At 71.4% G+C, this 18,224-nt stretch carries 20 protein-coding genes; 13 read left to right on the top strand and 7 right to left on the bottom strand.

The window, feature by feature from the left end; translation table 11 throughout:
• The first annotated feature begins 63 nt into the window (after positions 1-63).
• The 6 genes from J3S20_RS20090 (at position 64) to J3S20_RS20065 (ending at position 6,275) form a co-directional block, all read left to right on the top strand.
• The gene (locus J3S20_RS20090) at positions 64-765 is read left to right on the top strand and encodes a DUF1028 domain-containing protein (RefSeq protein WP_216838295.1); all 702 of its coding nucleotides are present in this window, start codon (positions 64-66) and stop codon (positions 763-765) included.
• Complete coding sequence (locus J3S20_RS20085) at positions 762-1,748, top strand: ABC transporter ATP-binding protein (protein ID WP_216838293.1); 987 nt, start codon at positions 762-764, stop codon at positions 1,746-1,748. Before J3S20_RS20090 ends, J3S20_RS20085 begins: the two co-directional genes overlap by 4 nt.
• Positions 1,745-2,803 (top strand): ABC transporter ATP-binding protein, encoded by a 1,059-nt coding sequence (locus tag J3S20_RS20080; RefSeq protein WP_216838292.1) that lies wholly within the window; start codon positions 1,745-1,747, stop codon positions 2,801-2,803. Before J3S20_RS20085 ends, J3S20_RS20080 begins: the two co-directional genes overlap by 4 nt.
• Positions 2,800-4,314: an ABC transporter substrate-binding protein gene (locus J3S20_RS20075; RefSeq protein ID WP_216838291.1), complete on the top strand. Its 1,515-nt coding sequence runs from the start codon at positions 2,800-2,802 to the stop codon at positions 4,312-4,314. Before J3S20_RS20080 ends, J3S20_RS20075 begins: the two co-directional genes overlap by 4 nt.
• 135 nt (positions 4,315-4,449) lie before the next feature.
• Complete coding sequence (locus tag J3S20_RS20070; RefSeq protein WP_216838290.1) at positions 4,450-5,397, top strand: ABC transporter permease; 948 nt, start codon at positions 4,450-4,452, stop codon at positions 5,395-5,397.
• Entirely contained in the window at positions 5,394-6,275 is an 882-nt protein-coding gene (locus tag J3S20_RS20065) for an ABC transporter permease (protein ID WP_216838289.1), read from the top strand. Before J3S20_RS20070 ends, J3S20_RS20065 begins: the two co-directional genes overlap by 4 nt.
• Before the next feature lie 9 nt (positions 6,276-6,284).
• Here the strand turns inward: J3S20_RS20065 and J3S20_RS20060 are convergent, their stop codons facing one another.
• Positions 6,285-6,725 (bottom strand): pyridoxamine 5'-phosphate oxidase family protein, encoded by a 441-nt coding sequence (locus J3S20_RS20060; protein WP_216838288.1) that lies wholly within the window; start codon positions 6,723-6,725, stop codon positions 6,285-6,287.
• A gap of 298 nt (positions 6,726-7,023) precedes the next feature.
• Between J3S20_RS20060 and J3S20_RS20055 the strand changes: the two genes are divergently transcribed.
• The 3 genes from J3S20_RS20055 to J3S20_RS20045 are packed head-to-tail and all read left to right on the top strand — an operon-like array spanning position 7,024 to position 9,878.
• Positions 7,024-7,800: a 5-bromo-4-chloroindolyl phosphate hydrolysis family protein gene (locus J3S20_RS20055; RefSeq protein WP_216838287.1), complete on the top strand. Its 777-nt coding sequence runs from the start codon at positions 7,024-7,026 to the stop codon at positions 7,798-7,800.
• Entirely contained in the window at positions 7,797-8,969 is a 1,173-nt protein-coding gene (locus J3S20_RS20050; protein WP_216838286.1) for a toxic anion resistance protein, read from the top strand. Before J3S20_RS20055 ends, J3S20_RS20050 begins: the two co-directional genes overlap by 4 nt.
• Positions 8,970-9,026: 57 nt before the next feature.
• Entirely contained in the window at positions 9,027-9,878 is an 852-nt protein-coding gene (locus tag J3S20_RS20045) for an alpha/beta hydrolase (RefSeq protein ID WP_216838285.1), read from the top strand.
• Here the strand turns inward: J3S20_RS20045 and J3S20_RS20040 are convergent.
• On the bottom strand, positions 9,862-10,110 hold the full coding sequence (locus J3S20_RS20040) for a hypothetical protein (RefSeq protein ID WP_216838284.1): 249 nt from the start codon (positions 10,108-10,110) through the stop codon (positions 9,862-9,864). The genes J3S20_RS20045 and J3S20_RS20040 overlap by 17 nt on opposite strands.
• A gap of 113 nt (positions 10,111-10,223) precedes the next feature.
• On the opposite strand from J3S20_RS20040, the gene J3S20_RS20035 reads away from it, so the two are divergent.
• From J3S20_RS20035 to J3S20_RS20020, 4 genes are read left to right on the top strand one after another with little or no spacing between them, the layout of a single operon-like run.
• Positions 10,224-11,195, top strand: a complete 972-nt coding sequence (locus J3S20_RS20035) for a tripartite tricarboxylate transporter substrate binding protein (RefSeq protein ID WP_216838283.1) — start codon at positions 10,224-10,226, stop codon at positions 11,193-11,195.
• Positions 11,196-11,249: 54 nt separating this feature from the next.
• On the top strand, positions 11,250-12,317 hold the full coding sequence (locus J3S20_RS20030; protein ID WP_216838282.1) for an alcohol dehydrogenase: 1,068 nt from the start codon (positions 11,250-11,252) through the stop codon (positions 12,315-12,317).
• A 28-nt stretch (positions 12,318-12,345) separates the two neighbouring features.
• The gene (locus tag J3S20_RS20025; RefSeq protein ID WP_246603052.1) at positions 12,346-13,743 is read left to right on the top strand and encodes a cytochrome P450; all 1,398 of its coding nucleotides are present in this window, start codon (positions 12,346-12,348) and stop codon (positions 13,741-13,743) included.
• Positions 13,736-14,701, top strand: coding sequence for a lysophospholipid acyltransferase family protein (locus J3S20_RS20020; RefSeq protein WP_216838281.1), 966 nt, complete (start codon positions 13,736-13,738; stop codon positions 14,699-14,701). Before J3S20_RS20025 ends, J3S20_RS20020 begins: the two co-directional genes overlap by 8 nt.
• Here the strand turns inward: J3S20_RS20020 and J3S20_RS20015 are convergent, their stop codons facing one another.
• The 5 genes from J3S20_RS20015 to J3S20_RS19995 form a co-directional block, all read right to left on the bottom strand.
• Positions 14,702-15,208, bottom strand: coding sequence for a cupin domain-containing protein (locus tag J3S20_RS20015; protein WP_216838280.1), 507 nt, complete (start codon positions 15,206-15,208; stop codon positions 14,702-14,704).
• 33 nt (positions 15,209-15,241) lie between these two features.
• Positions 15,242-16,090 (bottom strand): CHAP domain-containing protein, encoded by an 849-nt coding sequence (locus tag J3S20_RS20010; protein WP_246603051.1) that lies wholly within the window; start codon positions 16,088-16,090, stop codon positions 15,242-15,244.
• Positions 16,091-16,467: 377 nt separating this feature from the next.
• Positions 16,468-16,818, bottom strand: coding sequence for a RidA family protein (locus J3S20_RS20005; protein ID WP_216838279.1), 351 nt, complete (start codon positions 16,816-16,818; stop codon positions 16,468-16,470).
• Positions 16,819-16,892: 74 nt separating this feature from the next.
• Positions 16,893-17,192, bottom strand: a complete 300-nt coding sequence (locus J3S20_RS20000) for a hypothetical protein (protein WP_216838278.1) — start codon at positions 17,190-17,192, stop codon at positions 16,893-16,895.
• A gap of 29 nt (positions 17,193-17,221) precedes the next feature.
• Positions 17,222-18,211 (bottom strand): Gfo/Idh/MocA family protein, encoded by a 990-nt coding sequence (locus tag J3S20_RS19995; RefSeq protein WP_216838277.1) that lies wholly within the window; start codon positions 18,209-18,211, stop codon positions 17,222-17,224.
• Positions 18,212-18,224: the final 13 nt, after the last annotated feature.

Genomic DNA, 18,224 nt, shown 5'->3' with positions numbered 1-18,224 from the left:
GATTGGACAATCGGGCCACAGGTCAGGCTTGCGCCATTGGGTCAGCCTGTCATGTAGCAGGGCATGACGTGGTCGATCCTAATGCGCGATCCAACGACCGGGGAGCTCGGTGTCGCGGTGGCCAGCCGCTTCCTGGCCGCGGGCGCGCTGTGCCCGCGTGTCGAGGGCGGGATCGGCGCCGCCAGCACCCAGGCCCTGGTGAACCCCTTCGTGGCCCCGGATGCGCTGGCGCGGCTGCGCGCGGGGCAGGGGCCGGTGCAGGCGCTGTCCGAGCTCATGCAGGCCGATCCGGGCCAGGCGATGCGCCAGGCGCATGTGCTGGCGGCGGACGGGACCAGCGCCCAGCATACCGGCGAGGGTTGTGTCGATTGGTGCGGGCATGTTTCGGCGCCGGACATCTCGGTGGCCGGCAATATGCTGGCGGGGCCGCAGGTGGTGCGGGCGACGCTCGACTCCGCCCTGGCCAGCGCCGGCCTGCCGATGGCGGAGCGCCTGCTGCTGGCGATGGAGGCAGGCGAAGCGGCGGGCGGCGACAAGCGCGGCCGGCAATCGGCGGCCATGCAGGTGGCCTCGGCCGATCCCTATCCCGATCTCGACCTGCGGGTGGATGACCATGCGGACCCGCTGGCGGAACTGCGCCGGCTGCACGGCGTCTGGCGCGGCTATCTGCGGCATTTCCGGCGGTTCCTGCCGGGCCGGGACCATCCGGGCGTCTTCGACCGCGCGGTGATCCAGGCGGCGATCTTGGAGGCGCAATCCGAATGAGCACGCCGGTCCTGGAGCTCGCCCGCGTCACCGTCGAATTCCCCACCGACCGCGGGCGGCTGCGGCCGGTGGATGGCGTCTCCTTCAGCGTGGAGGCCGGCAAGACCCTGGCCGTGGTCGGCGAGTCCGGCTGCGGCAAGTCCGTGACTGCGCTCGCCATCATGGGCCTGCTGCCGCAGGGCGGCGAGGTCGGCGGTGGCATCCGCCTGGCGGGCGAGGAACTGCTCGCCCTGACGCCGGACCAGCGCCGGGCGCGGCGTGGCGGCGAGATGGCCATGGTCTTCCAGGAACCCATGACCAGCCTGAACCCCGCCTTCACCGCCGGCGAACAGGTGGCGGAGGCGCTGCGCCTGCACCAGGGCCTGTCCCCCGACGCGGCCTTTGCCAAAGCCATCGAGATGTTCCGCCGCGTCCGCATCCCGGAGCCGGAGCGCCGCGCCCGCAGCTACCCGCACCAGCTCTCGGGCGGCATGCGCCAGCGGGTGATGATCGCCATGGCGCTGGCCTGCCGCCCGCGCCTGCTGATCGCCGACGAGCCCACCACGGCGCTGGACGTGACCGTGCAGGCGCAGATCCTGGCGCTGATCGACGAGATGAAGCGGGAGACGGGAACGGCGGTGGTGCTGATCACCCACGACCTCGGCGTGGTGCGCGACCATGCGGATGAGGTGGTGGTGATGTATGCCGGCCGGATCGCGGAACGTGCCAAGGCGGCCGACCTCTTCGCCAATCCGCAGCATCCCTATACCATCGGGCTGCTGGGCGCCGTGCCGCGGCTGGAAGGCGGCGCCGCGCGGCTCGCCAGCATCGAGGGCACGGTGCCCGATCTGATGAACCCGCCGCCCGGCTGCCGCTTCGCCCCCCGCTGCCCCTTCGCCATTGCGCAATGCGCGGAACAGCCGCCGCTGGCGGAGGTCACGCCAGGCCATCAGGCGGCCTGCTGGCGCGCGCCCCTCGACACCCTGCTGGAGCAGGCGGCATGAGCGCGCCCCTGCTGGAACTGCGCGATGTGGCGAAGGGCTTTCCGGTGCGCGACGCGCTGGGCCGCCGGCGCGGCGCGGTGCGCGCGGTGGATGGCGTGTCGCTGATCGTGCCGAAGGGCAGCGTTCTGGCCATCGTCGGCGAAAGCGGCTGCGGCAAATCGACCCTCGGTCGCCTGGCGCTGCGGCTGATCGAGGCCGACCAAGGACAGATTCTGTTCGAGGGGGAGGACCTGCGCGGCCTCTCCGCCCGCGCGCTGCGGGCGCGGCGGCGCGACATGCAGCTGATCTTCCAGGACCCCTTTGCCAGCCTCGACCCGCGCATGACGGTGGAGCAGGCGGTGGCGGAACCGCTGCGCCTGCATGGCATCGTGCCGCGGGCGCAGGAGGCGCAGCGGGTGGCGGAGCTGCTGTCCCGCGTCGGCCTGCGGCCGGAGCTCGCGCGGCGCTGGCCGCATGAATTCTCCGGCGGACAGCGGCAGCGCATCGCGATCGCGCGCGCGCTCGCCAGCGAGCCGAAGCTGATCATTGGGGACGAGCCGGTCTCGGCGCTGGATGTCTCGGTGCAGGCGCAGGTGGTGAACCTGCTGCAGGACCTGATCCGCGAGCTGGGGCTCACCTTCGTGCTGATCAGCCACGACCTCGGCGTGGTGCGGCACATCGCGGACCGCGTCGCCGTGATGTATCTCGGCCGCATCGTCGAGGAAGGGCCGACCGCACAGGTTTTCGGCGCGCCGCGCCACCCCTATACCCGCGCGCTGCTGGCCGCCGTCCCCGGGCAGGGCCACGCCCATGCCCCGCTGCTGGAGGGCGATATCCCCAGCCCGATCAACCCGCCCTCCGGCTGCCGTTTCCGCACCCGCTGCCCCTATGCGCAGCCGCTCTGCGCGGAGCAGGTGCCGCCGATGGAAGGCACCAGCCACCTCGCCGCCTGCCACTTCCAGCAAAACCTGCCGCCCGCGCTGGTGGGGCAGGATGCCGAGACCGGGGGCGAACGCCTGCGCCGCTTGCAGGCCTATTTCACCGACCAGACACAAAAACAGGGAGAACTGGCATGATCCGCAAAACCCTCGCCATGGGCCTAGTGGCCCTCGCGGCCCTGGGCACGGCACCCGCCGCCGAGGCCCAGAATCTGCGCATCGCGCTGCGCGAGGATCCGGACATCCTCGACCCCACCCTGTCCCGCACCTATGTCGGCCGCATCGTCTATATGGGCTTCTGCGACAAGCTCTTCGACATCAACGCGCAGCTGCAGCCCATCCCGCAGCTGGCCACCGGCTACACCTGGGACGATCCCACCACGCTCACCATCAAGCTGCGCGAGGGCGTGCGCTTCCATGACGGGGAGATGATGGATGCGGAGGCGGTGCGCTATTCGCTGAACCGCCACCTGACCCTGCAGGGCAGTTTCCGCCGGTCCGAGATGGGCAATGTCACCTCGATCGAGGTGGTGGATCCGCTGACCGTGCGCATCAAGCTCGGCGCCCCCAACGCCGCCTTCCTGGCCACGCTGACCGACCGCGCCGGCATGATCGTCTCGCCCAAGGCCGCCGAGGCCGCCGGCCGCAATTTCGGCAACCGCCCCGTCTGCGCCGGCCCGATGCGCTTCGTGGAGCGCGTGGCGCAGGAGCGCATCGTGCTGGAGCGTTTCCCGGAATACTGGGACGCCGCCAACATTCACTTCAACCGCGTGACCTACCTGCCGATCCCGGACAACACGGTGCGGCTGGCGAACCTGCAATCGGGCGCAGTCGAGTTCGGCGAGCGGATGGAGCCGGACGACCTGCGCTCCATCCAGCGCAACCGCAACCTGCGCGGCGTGCCGGTGGAGGAGCTGGGCTACCAGGGCATCACCATCAATATCGGCAACGGCCCGCGCGCGAACACGCCCATGGGGCGCGACGCCCGCGTGCGCCAGGCCTTCGAGCTCTCGCTGGACCGCGCCGCCATCAACCAGGTGGTCTATGAGGGGATGTACACCCCGACCCGCCAGCCGGTGCCGCCGGCCAGCAGTTTCCATGTCCGCAGCTTCCAGCCGGAGCCGCGCAATGTGGATCGTGCCCGCGCCCTGCTGCGCGAAGCCGGCCACACCGCCCCGGTGCCGGTGGAGCTGACCGTGCCGAACAACCCGGACCTGCGCCAGGCCGGCGAGGTGATCCAGGCCATGGCGCGCGAGGCCGGCTTCGAGGTGACGCTGCGCGCTTCCGAATTCGCCTCCGCACTCGCCGGCGCCGTGCGCGGCGAATTCGAGACCTTCCTGCTCGGCTGGTCCGGCCGCACCGATCCGGACGGCAATATCTACGCCTTCATGCACAGCACTGGCGGCCAGAATGACGGCCGCTACGCGAACCCGGAGGTGGACGCGCTGCTGCAATCGGCGCGGACGGAACAGGATGTGGCGAAGCGCCAGGATCTGTACCGCCAGGTGATGGAACTGGCGCTGGGCCGCGACCGCATGCGGATCTACCTGTGGCACCGGAAGAACGTGATGATCCATTCGGCGCGGCTGACCGGCTACCAGCCGATCGCGGATGGGATGGTGCGGCTGCAGGGCATGCGGCTGAACTGAGGAAGGGCAGGGGTGGGGGCGCTGGTGCGACGGCCCCCACCCCGACCCTCCCCCGCAGGCGGGGGAGGGAGACTAAGCCCTCCCCTGCGTAGCGGGGGAGGGTTGGGTGGGGGTCTCGCCAGGAGCTGACCTGAGATGTGGAACTGGCTTCTGAAACGCCTCGGCCAGGTGCTGCCGACGCTGGTGATCCTCTCCTTCCTGATCTTCGGGTTGCAGCAGCTGATGCCCGGCGATCCGGCGATGATCCTGGCGGGTGAGGAACGCGGCGACCCGCAGGTGCTCGCGCAGATCCGCGCGGAGCTGCGGCTCGACCAGCCGATCTGGGCGCAATACCTCTACTGGATCGGCAATGTCCTGCAGGGCGATTTCGGTTTTTCCTGGCGCATCCGCATGCCGGTCTCCGACCTGATCCTGGAGAAGCTGCCGGTCACCGCGCAGCTCGCCAGCATGGCCTTCCTGATCGCCATCGCCATCGGCGTGCCGCTCGGCATCCTGTCCGCGGTGAAGAAGGACAGCGCCTGGGACTGGGCGGCAAACGGCATCGCGCTGTTCGGCATTTCGACGCCGAATTTCTGGCTCGGCATCATGATGATCCTGTTCTTCAGCGTGCAGCTCGGCTGGCTGCCGCCATCGGGCTACGTGCCGCTGTGGGAGGATCCGGTGCAGAGCCTCGCCACCACCATCATGCCGGCCTTCGTGCTGGGAACGGGCGTTGCCTCCGTGCTCATGCGCCACACGCGTGCGGCGATGCTGACGGCGCTGTCCCAGGACTATGTCCGCACCGCCCGCGCCAAGGGGCTGACGGAGCGGGTGGTGGTCTGGAAGCATGCGCTGCGCAATGCGCTGATCCCCGTGGTCACGCTCGGCACCATCGAATTCGGCCGGCTGCTGGCGGGCGCGGTCCTCACAGAACAGATCTTCACCATCCCCGGCTTCGGCAAGCTGGTGGTGGATGCCGTCTTCAACCGCGACTACCCGGTGGTGCAGGGCGTGGTGCTGGCCACCGCGCTGATCTTCGTCGCCCTCAGCCTGCTGGCGGACATTTTGTACATGGCCATCAACCCGCGTCTGAGGCAGGCATGAGCGCGACGGCAGCCCCCGCGGTTCTGGCGCGCGGCGAAAGCCCGACGCGCCGCGCCATCCGCCGCTTCCTCCGCCACCGCCTGGCGCTGGCCGGCTTCCTCGTGGTGCTCACCTTCGTGCTGGTGGCGATCCTCGCCCCCTGGATCGCGCCCTACGACCCGATCGAGACCAGCTGGTCCCGCATCCGCCGCCCGCCCTCCGAACTCTACTGGTTCGGCACGGATGAGAATGGCCGCGACGTGCTGTCCCGCGTCATCTGGGGCGCGCGCGCCTCGCTGATGGCGGGCGTGGTCTCCGTCGTCGGCGCGGTGCTGATCGGCGTGCCGCTTGGCCTGCTGGCGGGGCTGGCGGGCGGCTGGGTGGATGCGCTGATCTCCCGCGTCGCGGATGCGATGCTGTCGATCCCGTTCCTGATCCTGGCCATCGCACTCGCGGCCTTCCTGGGCCCGGCGCTCGAAAACGCCATGCTGGCCATCGCCATCACCGCCAGCCCGATCTTCGTGCGGCTGTCGCGCGGCATGGCGCTGGATGCGAAATCCACCGATTGGGTGGAGGCGGCGCGCAGCCTCGGCAACCCGCCCTGGCGCACCGCCTTCGTGCACGTCCTGCCCAACATCATCCCGCCGCTGCTGGTGCAGTCCACGCTCTCGATCGCGGAGGCGATCATCGCCGAGGCCTCGCTGAGCTTCCTCGGCCTCGGCCAGCAGCCGCCGGCGCCCTCCTGGGGCTCCATGCTGAACAGCGCGCAGCGCTTCCTGGAAACGGCGCCCTGGCTGGCCATCGCGCCGGGGGCCGCCATCTTCGTGGTGGTGCTCGCCTTCAACCTGATGGGCGATGGGCTGCGCGACGCGCTGGACCCCCGCGCCGACCGGAAATGAGGCGCCGGATCAGGGCGTGATCTCGCCCTGATCCTCGCCGTCCCAATAATGGATGCGTGTGGCGCGGACATGGATCATGGCGACCCCTGGCGTCTCGATGCCCTGCGGGAACCAGCGGTCCAGGTCCTCCGACCAGTGTTCGGCGAACGCGGCCCTGTCCCGGATGATGCGGCCCTTGCCCTGTACCGCCACGAAGAGCGGCGGCTTGCCGAGCAGCCCGGCGATGCTCTGGCCCTGGAAGGACAGGCCAACCATGGGATCGGCCTCGATATCACGTACCAGGCGCGCGCTGTCCCAGCTGAAATAGAAGGAATCGCCGCGGTACTCGACCTCGCCATTGTTGCTCATCGGCCGCGTGGCCAAGGCGCCGCCCTCGGTCCGGGTGGTGAGCATCGTGAAGTCGATCCGGCCCATGGCCTTGGCCAGATCCTCGATCGTCCAGGTCGCCATGGGCCTGCGTCTCCAAATCTTGGGGTGCAGGCAACGCCAGAAGCGGCGTCCGGACCCGCTGCGCCGTCTCAACATTCCGGCATGGTGGAGACGCGTGCTGAACTTTTGGCGTGCGGCGGGGGCTGCTCGGGCCGCAGCCCTTGATCCGGCGCCACCGCGCGGCGATCTGATGGGGCGCCATGGCCCGACCCCCGAAGATCCTGCTGCCCACCCTGCCGGCGCCCGCGCGGCGCGTCGCCGGCTTCTGGCTGCTGACGCTCAGCCTTTGGCTGGCCAGCGCGCTGGCGCTGTTCCGCTGATGGCGGAGGATCGCGGGCTCTGGCAGAACGACCCTTGGCGCGGCGCGCGCGCCCGGGCCGAGGGCGCCTTCAGCCATTTCCGGAACGGCACGCGCGGACTGCTGCTGCCGCTCTTCACCTGGCCGCTGCTGTTCGACGTGGTGGTGGAGGTGGTGCGCGGGAATACGCGCGGCCTGGTCGCCGCCGGCCTCGGCATCCTGCTGCCGATCCTGGCCGTGCGCACGCTGCGCCGCGGCCGGCGCGGCGATACGCGCCGAGCCGCGGTGCTGACCGCCGTCGCCACCGGTCTCGTCGCCGGGATGGGCGCCAATACCGGCGTGCCCATCGCCCTGCTGCTGGCCGCCGGCGCCTGGCTCGGCACGCGGCTGATGTATGACGGCGCGCAGGTCGAGGTGGACCCGCCCGCCCCCGCCGCGCCGCCGCCCCCGCCCGGCCCGCTGGAGGAAGCCCGCGCCCGGCTGGCGCGGATCAGCGCGGAGCCGCGCATGGCCGGCATCGCCCAGGCGATGGATGCGGTGCTGGACGATCTCGATGCCCGCCCGGACCGCCTGCCGCTGGCCCGCCGCTTCCTGGCCGTGCATCTCGATGGCCTGGAACGAATCGCCCAGCGCCTGCATGCCGGCGCCGAGCCGCCCGCCAGCCTGCCACAATTGCTGGCCGATATGCAGACCGCGGCCGACGAACTGCGCACGAAGCTGCGGGCCGAGGAAAGCGTCGCGCTGGATATCCAGGTGAAGGTGCTGGCCGAAAGGCTGCGCCAGGAGGGTTACGCATGAGCACGACCAAGCCGAACAGCCCAAAACCCTACGGCGCGCCCCCTGCCGCGCCGGCTGCCAATCCGGTGGCCGCCGCGCAGGCCGCGGCGGAGCGCGACTTGTCCGAAGCCGCGCCGGCGCGTGCCGCGGTGCCGGAGGCGTTGCTCAGCGAACTGGCGCAGCAGATCGACCTCTCCGACCCCGGCTCGATCTTGCGATTCGGCCAGCAGACCCAGACCCAGGCCCAGGCCGCGGCGGACGCCATGCTGGAAGGCGCCCGCAACCAGGAGACGGGGGAGGCGGGCCGCACGCTCGCTTCCCTGCTGCAGACGCTGCGCGGCTTCGACGTCACCAAGCTGGATGAGCGCCCCGGCTTCCTGGCCCGGATGTTCACCAAGGCGGGCGCCGAGGTGACCGAGATCATCGGCCGCTATGAGACGGTGAAGGGCCAGATCGAGGGCATCGGCGACAAGCTCGATACTCACCGCACCCGGTTGCTGGAGGACGTGGAGCGGCTGGAGCGGCTGTACCAGGCGACGCTCGAATGGTTCCACGCCCTGGGCACCCATGTGCAGGCGGGCGAGGAAGTGCTGCGCCGGACGGATACGGAATCGATCCCGGCCATGGAAGCCGCGGTCGCCACCGCCACCGACGACCTGGCGCCGCAGAAGCTGCGGGACCTGCGCAGCGCGCGGGACGAGCTGGACCGCCGCGTGCACGACCTGCGGCTGACCCGCCAGGTGGCGATGCAGGCGCTGCCATCCATCCGGCTGATCCAGGAAAACGACAAGGCGCTGGCCAGCAAGATCCATTCGGTGCTGGCGAACACGGTGCCGCTCTGGCGCCAGCAGCTGGCCCAGGCGCTCGCGATCCACCGGATGCGGGAGGCTGGCCAGGCGGTGAAGGCCGCCACCGACCTGACCAACCAGCTGCTGACCGCCAATGCCGAGACCCTGCGCCGCGGCAACCTGGAAGCCCGCACGGAGCTGGAGCGCGGCGTCTTCGACCTCGCCGCCGTGCAGAAGGCCAATGCCGCGCTGGTCTCCACCATCGAGGACAGCCTCCGCATCGCCGACGAGGCCCGCGGCCAGCGCCTGCGCGCGGCGGAGGAGTTGGAAAAGCTGGAGGGCGACATCCGCCGCGCGCTGAAGGCAGCGAAGCCGCCGCCGCCCGCGCCGCGGCCGGTCTGACTTCCGCTTGAATCGCCCTGCCGGCGCGCGGATGCTGCGCCGGCAGGGAGGACCATCATGCTGGATCGCCGCGGACTGATCGCCCTGGGTGCGCTGGCGGCGCTGCCGCGCGCGGCACGGGCCCAGACCATCTTCGAACTGCCGGACCCCGCCGGCCTGCGCGTCTTCCTGCACCGGCCCGCGAACTGGCGCCCCGATGGCCGCGCCATCATCGTCCTGCACGGCCTGCGGCGCGACGCCGATCGCTATTTGGCCGAATGGGCGCCGCAGGCGGAGGCCGCCAACCTGCTGCTGGTCGCGCCCGAATTTTCCCGCGCGCTGTTCCCCACCGTCGCCTCCTACAACTGGGGCAATGTGGTCTCCGAGGATCTCCGTCCGAACGCGCCGGAGGCCTGGACCTTCGGGCTGATCGACCGGATCTGGGACGCGGTGCGCGCGCGCACCGGCGCCGTGCGCGCCGGCTACACGCTGTTCGGCCATTCCGCCGGCGCGCAATTCGTCCATCGCTACCTGCTGCTGGCCGAGGCCAGCCGGGCGGAGGCGATCATCACCGCCAATGCCGGCTCCTACACCATGCCGGTGCGCGACGTGGCCTTCCCCTTCGGACTTGGCGGGCTCGACGTGCCGGAGGCGCGGCTGCAGGCCGCCTTCGCGCGCCCCGTCACCGTGCTGCTCGGGGCCGATGACGCCGATCCGCGCCATCCCTCCCTGCCGCGCCAGCCCGGCGCCATCGCCCAGGGACCGCACCGCCTGGCGCGCGGCCTGAACTTCTACGCCACCGCCCGTGCCGAGGCCTGGCGGCTCGAAATGCCCTTCCGCTGGCGGCTGGAGACGGTGCCGGGCGTCGGCCATGACAATGGCGGCATGGCGCGACGCGCGGCGGAGATCGCCGTCAGCGCCGCGGGGTGAAGCCGAGGTTGGGGCGGGCCTCCGCCTCCTCGGCCGCCTCGCGCTCCTCCTCCGTCATTTCCGCGGCCTCGGCGGCGTCGGCGGCGGCGGCGCCTTCCTCGGCTTCGCGGAGGTCCAGGCCCTTGGGATGGCCGGTCAGGCCGTCGACCAGGCCGGTCAGATCCTCGCCGGCCAGCCTTCCCCCCTCCTGCGGCGCGGCCGGCTTGGCGAGGTCGATGGGCTTCCTGATCATCGCGCAGTCTCCTTCCTGGTCCGCCCCTTCAACGCCCGGGGCAGGGCGGCGTTGCGGCGGTGGCCGCCCTCCGGCCTAATGCGCGGCAAGAACGACCAGGGAGGAATCGAACCATGTCCCAGCTCTCGCGCCGCCTGCTGCTTGCGACCGGCGCCGCGCTGGCCGCGCCGGCGCTGCGCGCGCAGCCCGCCTGGCCCAGCGGCCCGATCCGCATCGTGGCGCCCTTTCCACCGGGTGGCAGCACGGATGCGCTGGCGCGGCTGCTGCAGCCGCATCTGAACCGCATCCTCGGCACCAATGTGGTGGTGGAAAATCGCACCGGCGCCTCGGGCGCCATCGGCACGGCCGCGGTGGCGCGCAGCGCGGCGGATGGGAACAGCTGGGTGCTGGTCTTCGACACCCATGCGGTGAACCCGGCGCTGATCGCGAATATCGGCTTCGACACGGAAAAGGACCTCACGCCGCTGCTGCTCTTCGGCACCGCGCCCATGGTGCTGACCGCGCACCGCACGCGGCCCTTCAAGACCTTCGGCGAGATGGCGGCGGCGGCCAGGGCGAAGCCGGATACGGTCACCTACGGCACCATCGGCAACGGGTCCCTGGCGCATCTGACCATGGCCCTGGTCGGCAAGGCCACCGGGCTGCAGCTGGTGCATGTGCCCTATCGCGGCGGCGGCCCGCTGGGCGTCGCGGCCGTGGCGGGGGAGGTCGACCTGCCCATCGCCACGCGCCCCGCCATCGGCGCGCATATCGACAGCGGCGCGCTGGTGCCGCTGGCGCAGACCGGCGCGACGCGCTCCCCCTCCATGCCGGATATCCCGACCCTGGCGGAATCCGGCGTGCCGGGCATCGATGCCCGCGCCTTCTGGGGTTTTCTCGGCCCCGCCGGCATCCCCGCGCCGATCAAGCAGCGGATGGAGGCGGCGCTGCGGGAGGCGCTGGCCATTCCCGAGCTGCGCCAGCGCGTGCTGGCCCTCGGCATCGACCTGGACCCGCAGGGCGAGGCGGCCTTCGCGCCCTTCCTGTCCCGCCAGATCGCCACCTGGGGGCAGGTGGTGCGGGAGAATGGCATACGCCCGGATTGACCGGAGCGCCTTCCCCTGTTGCGATGCCCGGCACGCAATCGGGGAAACGCGCGCATGAAAGCCTGGGCCGTCGTCGCAGCCGGACAACCGCTGCAGGAGATCGAGCTGCCGACGCCGGAGCCGACCGGCAAGCAGGTGCTGCTCGAGGTCACCCATGCCGGCGTCTGCCATTCCGACATCCATGTCTGGGAAGGCGAATGGGACCTCGGCAGCCGCGGCAAGATGAAGCTCAGCGACCGCGGCGTGAAGCTGCCGCTGGCCATGGGGCATGAGACGGTCGGCCGCGTGGTGAAATGGGGACCCGAAGCCGAGGGACAGGGGCTCGCCGTGGGTCAGACCCGCATCGTCTTCCCCTGGGTCGGCTGCGGCACCTGTGCCAAGTGCCGGGCGGAGGAGGACAATATGTGCCTCCAGGGCAAGGCGCTCGGCATCTTCCAGAATGGTGGCTACGCCACGCACATCCTGGTGCCGGAGCCGCGCCACCTGGTCGATCCCGGCGACCTAGACCCGGCGCTGGCCGCCACCTATGCCTGTTCCGGCATTACGGTCTTCTCCGCCATCAACAAGATCATGCCGATGCCGCCCGAGGTGCCGATCGTGCTGGTCGGCGCCGGCGGGCTCGGCCTGCAGGCCATCGCGGTGCTGAAGGCCATGGGCCACAAGCGCATCGTCTCGGTCGATCTGAGCGCGGAGAAGCTGGAGGCGGCGCGCGAGGCCGGGGCCTCCGACACCTTCCAGCCGGGCGGGGACGACACGGTGCAGCGGCTGGTGGCGCTCTGCGGCGGGCCGGTGGAGGCGATCATCGACCTGGTGAATGGCAGCCAGACCGCACGCATGTGCTTCGACGCGCTGACCAAGGGCGGCACGCTGATCCAGGTGGGGCTGTTTGGCGGGGAGCTGACGGTGCCGCTGCCGGTCATGGCGATGCGCGCGCTGACCGTGCGCGGCAGCTATGTCGGCAATCCGAAGGAGCTGCGCGAGCTGGTGAAGATCGCCCAGGGCGGCGGCCTTCCCGGCATCCCGGTGACGCGGGAGCCGCTGCGCAACGCCGACAGCGCCCTGCAGCGCCTGCGCGAGGGCAAGGTGACCGGCCGCATCGTGCTGACGGCGGAGGCTGCGTAGCCCGCCAGGGCCATGTAAGCTGCGGGGCATGCTGATCGAACCGGCTGCCCCGCCAACCACCCTGGCGCCCTATGTGCCGCCCTATCCGCCACGGCCGGACCGGGGACTGCCGCTGCGCCAGATGCTGCAGGTGGCGCGGGAGAACTGGCTCGCCATCTGGGCGAAATCCTCCTTCGAGCGGGACGTCTATGGCAGCCGGCTGCTGTTGCGGGATGTGGTGGTCTGCAACAGCCCGGACTCGGTCCACTACGTCTTCGTCGAGCGGCACGAGAATTTCCAGCGCAAGAGCCCGCAGCACCGCCATGCGCTGATCCCGCTGCTGGGCGACGGGCTGTTTGTCAGCGACGGCCCGCTGTGGCGCGAGCGGCGCCGCGTGGTGGCGCCCGTCACCCATGTCTCCCGCCTGGCGGAACTGGCGCCCGCCATCACGGAAGCGGCTGCGGAGCGCCAGGCGCAATGGCGCGCCCTGCCGCCTGGCCCCGTGGATGTGCTGGCCGAGATGGGCCATCTGACGGCCGAGATCATCTGCCGCACCATCTTCGGCCGCGCCCTGGGCCGCGATGCGGCAGGCGAAGTGGTGGCCGCCTTCGCCGAATACCAGGCGCTGATCGGCCAGACCGACCTTCTGTCGCTGCTCGGCCTGCCGGACTGGTTCCCGCGCTACCGCAGCCCCGGCGTCAGGCAGGCGGCGCGGCGCATCCACCATGTGGTGGATGGGCTGATCGCGGGCATCCTGGACGGGCAGGATGCCGGCGAGGCCTCGCTGATCCGCGCCATGTCGGAAGCGAAAGTCCCCGGCACGGACCGCCCGATGGACCGCCGCGCCTTCCGCAACGAGGCCATCGTGCTGTTCATGGCGGGCCACGAGACCACGGCCAATACCCTGGCCTGGGCGCTGTTCATCCTGTCCCAGGATCCAACCAATGCCGCGCGGCTGGTCGAGGAGGTGCGCGGCGCGCTGGGCGACCGCGTGGCGACCCTCGCCGACCTGCCGAACCTGCCCTTCACCCGCGCCGTGGTGGAGGAGACGCTGCGCCTCTACCCCCCCGTGCCGCTGCTGTCGCGGGAGGCGCTGGGGCCGGACCGGATCGGCGACCGCCCGGTGCGCCGCGGCACCATCATCCTGGTCAGCCCCTGGCTGCTGCACCGCAAGCCCGGCCTCTGGGACCAGCCGGATGCCTTCATCCCCGACCGCTTCCTGCCCGGCGCGCCGAAACCGCCGCGGCATGCCTATATCCCCTTCAGCACCGGGCCGCGCATCTGCACGGGCATGCATCTCGGCCTCGCCGAGGCGACCATCTGCCTCGCCGCGCTGGCCGGCCATTTCCGGCTGGAGCTTGCGCCGGGGACGCAGGTGATGCCGGTGGCGCGCCTCACTCTGCGCCCGGGCGAGACCCTGCCGATGCGGATCACGCCGCTTGGTTGACCACCTCTACCCCGCCCCCCCCTGGCGCTGGTCCGAACGCCAGGCGCTGCTGCGCTACTGGCTGCGCGACCCGCTGCAGGGCCTGGCCGACTGGCTGCCGCACCAGGCGATGCGCGCCTTGCCGACCGAGGCGGCCTCCGCCTTCGGCGCCCGCATGGGGCTGCGGGCCGGGCGCAAGCGGCAGGTCGGCTCCGACCGCGTCCGCGCTTTGCTGCGCCAGCTGCGGCCGGAGGCGAGCCCGGCGGAGGTGGAGGCGCTGCTCGCCGCCCACTGGTCCCATGTCGGCCGCTGTTTTGGCGAGTTCGCCGCCCTGTCCCGCTTCCGCGCCGAGGGCCGCATCGAGGTGGTGGGCGCCGAGCATGTGCTGGGCCCGCGGGGGGGCGGCCAGCCGCTGATCGTGGCCGGGCTGCATGTCGGCAATTGGGAGGTGGTGCATGCCGGCCTCGCCCAGCTCGGCATTCCCTTTCACGCCATCTACCAGCGCCTGCCCAACCGCTTTCGCATGCGCATCGCCGACCGGGCGCGGGGGCGCAGCCGCAGCGCCGGCGTGCCGCAGGCCGCCGTTGCCGTGGCGCCGACGCTGGGCGCGGTCTTCGAGGCGCATCGCGTGCTGGAGAGCCGCGAGGCGGCGTTGCTGTACTATGTGGACGAATTCTGGGAGGGCCGGGTGCATGCCCCCTCGCTCGGCCGCCCGCTGCGGATGGACGGCAACATCATGCGCGCCGTGCGCCTGGCCTCCTCCACCGGCGCCGCGCTGGTGCCGGCCTATGCCGAGCGGCTGGGCGAGGCAGCCCGCTTCCGGCTGCACTTCCTGCCCCCCGTGCCGATCGGCCCGCAGGGGCGCGGGCGGGCGGCGGTGCTGGAGGATATCGCGGCGCTGGACCGGGTGGTGGAGGGCGTGGTGCGCGCCCATCCCGAACAATGGTTCATGGCCCACGTCTTCCAGCCGGACCGGTAGCTACCGGTAGGCGAGGCCCGTCACCGGATCGCATGGCGGGTCGGGCGTGGCGGGGATGGCATGCAGCGCCCGCTCGCGCTCGCCCGGCCGGGTGGTGAACTGCTCGGGCGGGTCGCCGGGCGGATAGGCGCCGACCACCAGCAGATCCTCGGACTGGCCGAGGTTGCGATGCGCCGTGCCGGCGGGCAGCACCACCACATCGCCGGCCGCGAGGTCCAGCGTCACCCCCGCCTCGGCCCCCAGCCGCACCCGCACATGGCCGCGCGCAACCGCCAGCGCTTCGTGCGCGTTCGGGTGGTAATGGTCGAAGTCGTAGATCCCGTTCCGCCAGGCCGGCGGCCAGCCATGCCGGGCAAACAGCGCCTCGGCGGCCGCCGGATCGCCCGGCGGGGTGGCGCCGCGGTGCAGCAGCACCGGCAGGCGCGGATTGTTGGGGATCTGGCCGCCCTGGCCGGCGCAGTCGCCGAGCCTCAGACGTTCCGCGCCATCGGCGCCGCGTTCATGCATCTGCGGACCCTCGCAAGCTGCGAGGGGGACGCCTCACTGGCCGAAGAGCTGCGCGGCCAGGCGCTGGTGCTGCGCCGCATGCGGGGAAGCCTGGGCGACCTCCATGTAGCCGGGCGCCTCGGCGGTCATCATGCGGGTGCCGACCGGCCGGTTATAGATGAAGCCATAGGTGGAATAGGTCCGGCCGAAGCTGGAGTTGTCGTGCCCGACCTGGACGCGCACCGCGGTCCAGTCGTTGCGGTCGGACACGTCCATGACGGTCACGCCGCGCATGACGCTGCCGCGGCGGATGCCGGGGCCGCCCCAGTTGGAATGGTCGATATGGATGGTGCGCGGGCCGAGCACGCGGCTGACCACCGCCACATGGCCGCGCGACATGCCGCCGGAGGCGGTGAAGGCGAGGACGGAGCCGCGTTCCGGCGCATTGCCGCGGGCATAGCTGCCGGCGGCATTGTGCCACCACATGCGGGCATCGCCGCTGATGTTCATGCCGGTCGCCATGCGCGCGAAGGGCACGCAGGACAGGCCGGAGGTGACGGAGACCGGCAGGATCGGCGTGCCCGCGCCGACACCGGCCGCGAGCGCCGGGCGCATGACGCCGAGCGAGGCGATGCGGGTGGCGGCCGGCGCATCCTGCTGGGACAGGCGCCGCACTTCCTGGGACTGGCTGGCGGCACGCCGGGTTGGGTTGGCATGGCCGCGCTGCGCATTGCGCTGCGCGGCGGCGGCCTGGCGGGTGGCGCTGGCCCGCTGGGCGGCCTGCTGGCGCAGGGCGGCGGGGCTGGGCGTGGTGGCGGCCTGGGCGGGGCGGGATTGCTTCTGCGCCGAGCGGGTGCCGCGTTCCGCGGCTTCCGCCGGCAGATGCATTACCGTGGCGCCCATCAGGACACAGAGTGCTGCCAGCGTGCCTTTTGCCCGCATTGAGTGACCCCTGTTTTCGCCTTCGGCAGAGCCCCCATGGCCTGCTTGAGCACTGCGGTAACTGTGGCCGGCGGGAGGGGGCAAGCCGCTGTGATGAAACACGGCGAAATACGCGGCAATTCGTCGAGGCCTGCTGGGGATGAGCGGTCAGGACAAGACCGTCTTCCTAGAATGAAACACGGCGAAACACGAAGCCACAGTGTTGCGGCAGGAATGCAACAGCCGAAACACGGAATGGAGGGGTGCCAGTATCGAGTCACATGGCTGTCATGTCGTTGCCGAATAGGTAAGGTTTTGGCAACAGAACCCCCGCGCCTGGGCGCGGGGGTGCCATAGCGTCAGCGGCAGGCGGTGACCATGATCTCCACCAGGTGGCGCGGATCGGCCATGTTCGCCTCGACGCAGGCGCGCACCGGGCGGCCGGCATCGCCCAGCCACTCGATCCAGACCTTGTTCATGGCGTCGCGGTCGCGGATGTCCTTCAGCCAGATCTGCGCCTGCAGAAGGCGGGTATGGTCCGTGTTGTTGGCTTCCAGCGCCGCGGTGATCTTCGCCAGCACCTGGCGGGTCTGGCCGGTGATGTCCTGCGACAGGTCATCGGCGGTCATGCCGGCCAGGTAGACGAAGTTGTGGTACTCCACCGAGGAGGACAGGATCTGGTTGCTGCCCTGGCGGGTGATCTTGGACATCGCGCTTTGCTCCTCGAGCGGTTTTTGGCGCGCGTTTCCTAGGCTGGGTCAGGCTGGGCGGCAAGGCGGGCGGCTCAGCGTCCGGGCGCGGGCGACTCGCCATGATCCGCGGCGCTGGCCACCGCGCAGCCGCAGAAGGGGCAGCGCGCCAGCCGGGCGAGCCCTGGCGCCAGGGCCGGCGGCAGCGGCCGGCCTTCCCGCAGGCGGTCCAGCTCCGCCCGCAGGGCGTCATGCGCCTGTGTCGCCGGGCAGCCGCTGGCGTAATCGGCGGCGATGGCGGCGGACGGCGCCTCGGGGCGAAACGCCCCGGCGGCGGCCGGAAGCAGGGCGCTTCCGGCAGGCAGGCAGGTCAGCAGGCGGCGGCGCGTCGTCATGCGCCGCAGCCTATCGCAGGTGCGAGCCGTCAGGCCACCACGGCGTAGCAGCTGCTGGAGGCGGCGGCGCCGATCATCGCCTCGAAGACCGCCACGCCATGAATCGCCTCCTCCACCGGCAGCGGATAGGCCGCGCCGCCGGCAACCGCGGTGGCGAAAGCTGCAAGTTCCGCGGCTTCGATGTCGGTCTTCGGGAAGTTTTTCACCCAGCCCTCGCCTTCGCGCGGGGTGAAGGAAAGGTTCTCATGTCCCTGAAGAACCAGGATTCCCTCGGTGCCGTACAGCGCCACGCGCCAGAAGGAGGGGCTGAGCGCGAGGGTGGCGAAATTCACCGTGGCGCCGCGCTCCAGCAGGCCCAGCATGGCCGTGGTGTCGTCGATCGTCCGGCTCACCTGGGCATGGCTCAGCACGCTCACCTGCCGGAAGCGGCCGGCCAGGTTGATGATCATGTCGATCATATGGATGCCCATGCCGCCCATCCCGCCGAGCGGGCTTTCCGCCCGGTCCGCCCGCCACATGCCGGGCTGGTAGGCGCGCGCGCCGGGGCCGCTGAACTGGCCGTCCACATGCAGCAGCGTGCCCAGGCTGCCATCCGCCAGCATCTGCTTCATCTGCGCCACCGCCGGCAGGAAGCGGCGGTTGTGGCCCAGCGCCATCACCACCCCGGCCTCCCAGCAGGCGGCCACCGCGGCGGCGGCGCTGGCGCGGTCCAGGGTGAAGGGCTTCTCGACGAAAACATGCTTGCCGGCCCGCGCCGCGGCCACGACCTGCTCCGCATGCTGGGCATGCGGGGTGGCCAGCGCCACGGCCTGCACCTCGGGGTCCGCCAGCACGGCGTCGAGGTCGGGCAGGATGCGGATCTGCTGCTCCGCCGCCCAGGCGCGGGCCTTGTCCGGGCTGCGGGTGCTGCCGGCCACGAAGCGGATCGGCGCCCCCTGCTTGGGCGCCCCTTGGCCCTGCACGCTGTTCACCAGCACCTGGCCCCAGCGGCCCATGCCCACGATCGCCGCCTTCAGCATCCTCGACTCCTCT

This window comes from Falsiroseomonas tokyonensis (assembly GCF_019024325.1).
In the GTDB taxonomy this organism is placed as follows: domain Bacteria; phylum Pseudomonadota; class Alphaproteobacteria; order Acetobacterales; family Acetobacteraceae; genus Falsiroseomonas; species Falsiroseomonas tokyonensis.
The sequence above is the reverse complement of the archived record's forward strand: the minus strand, read 5'-3'. Positions and strand labels throughout refer to the sequence as shown.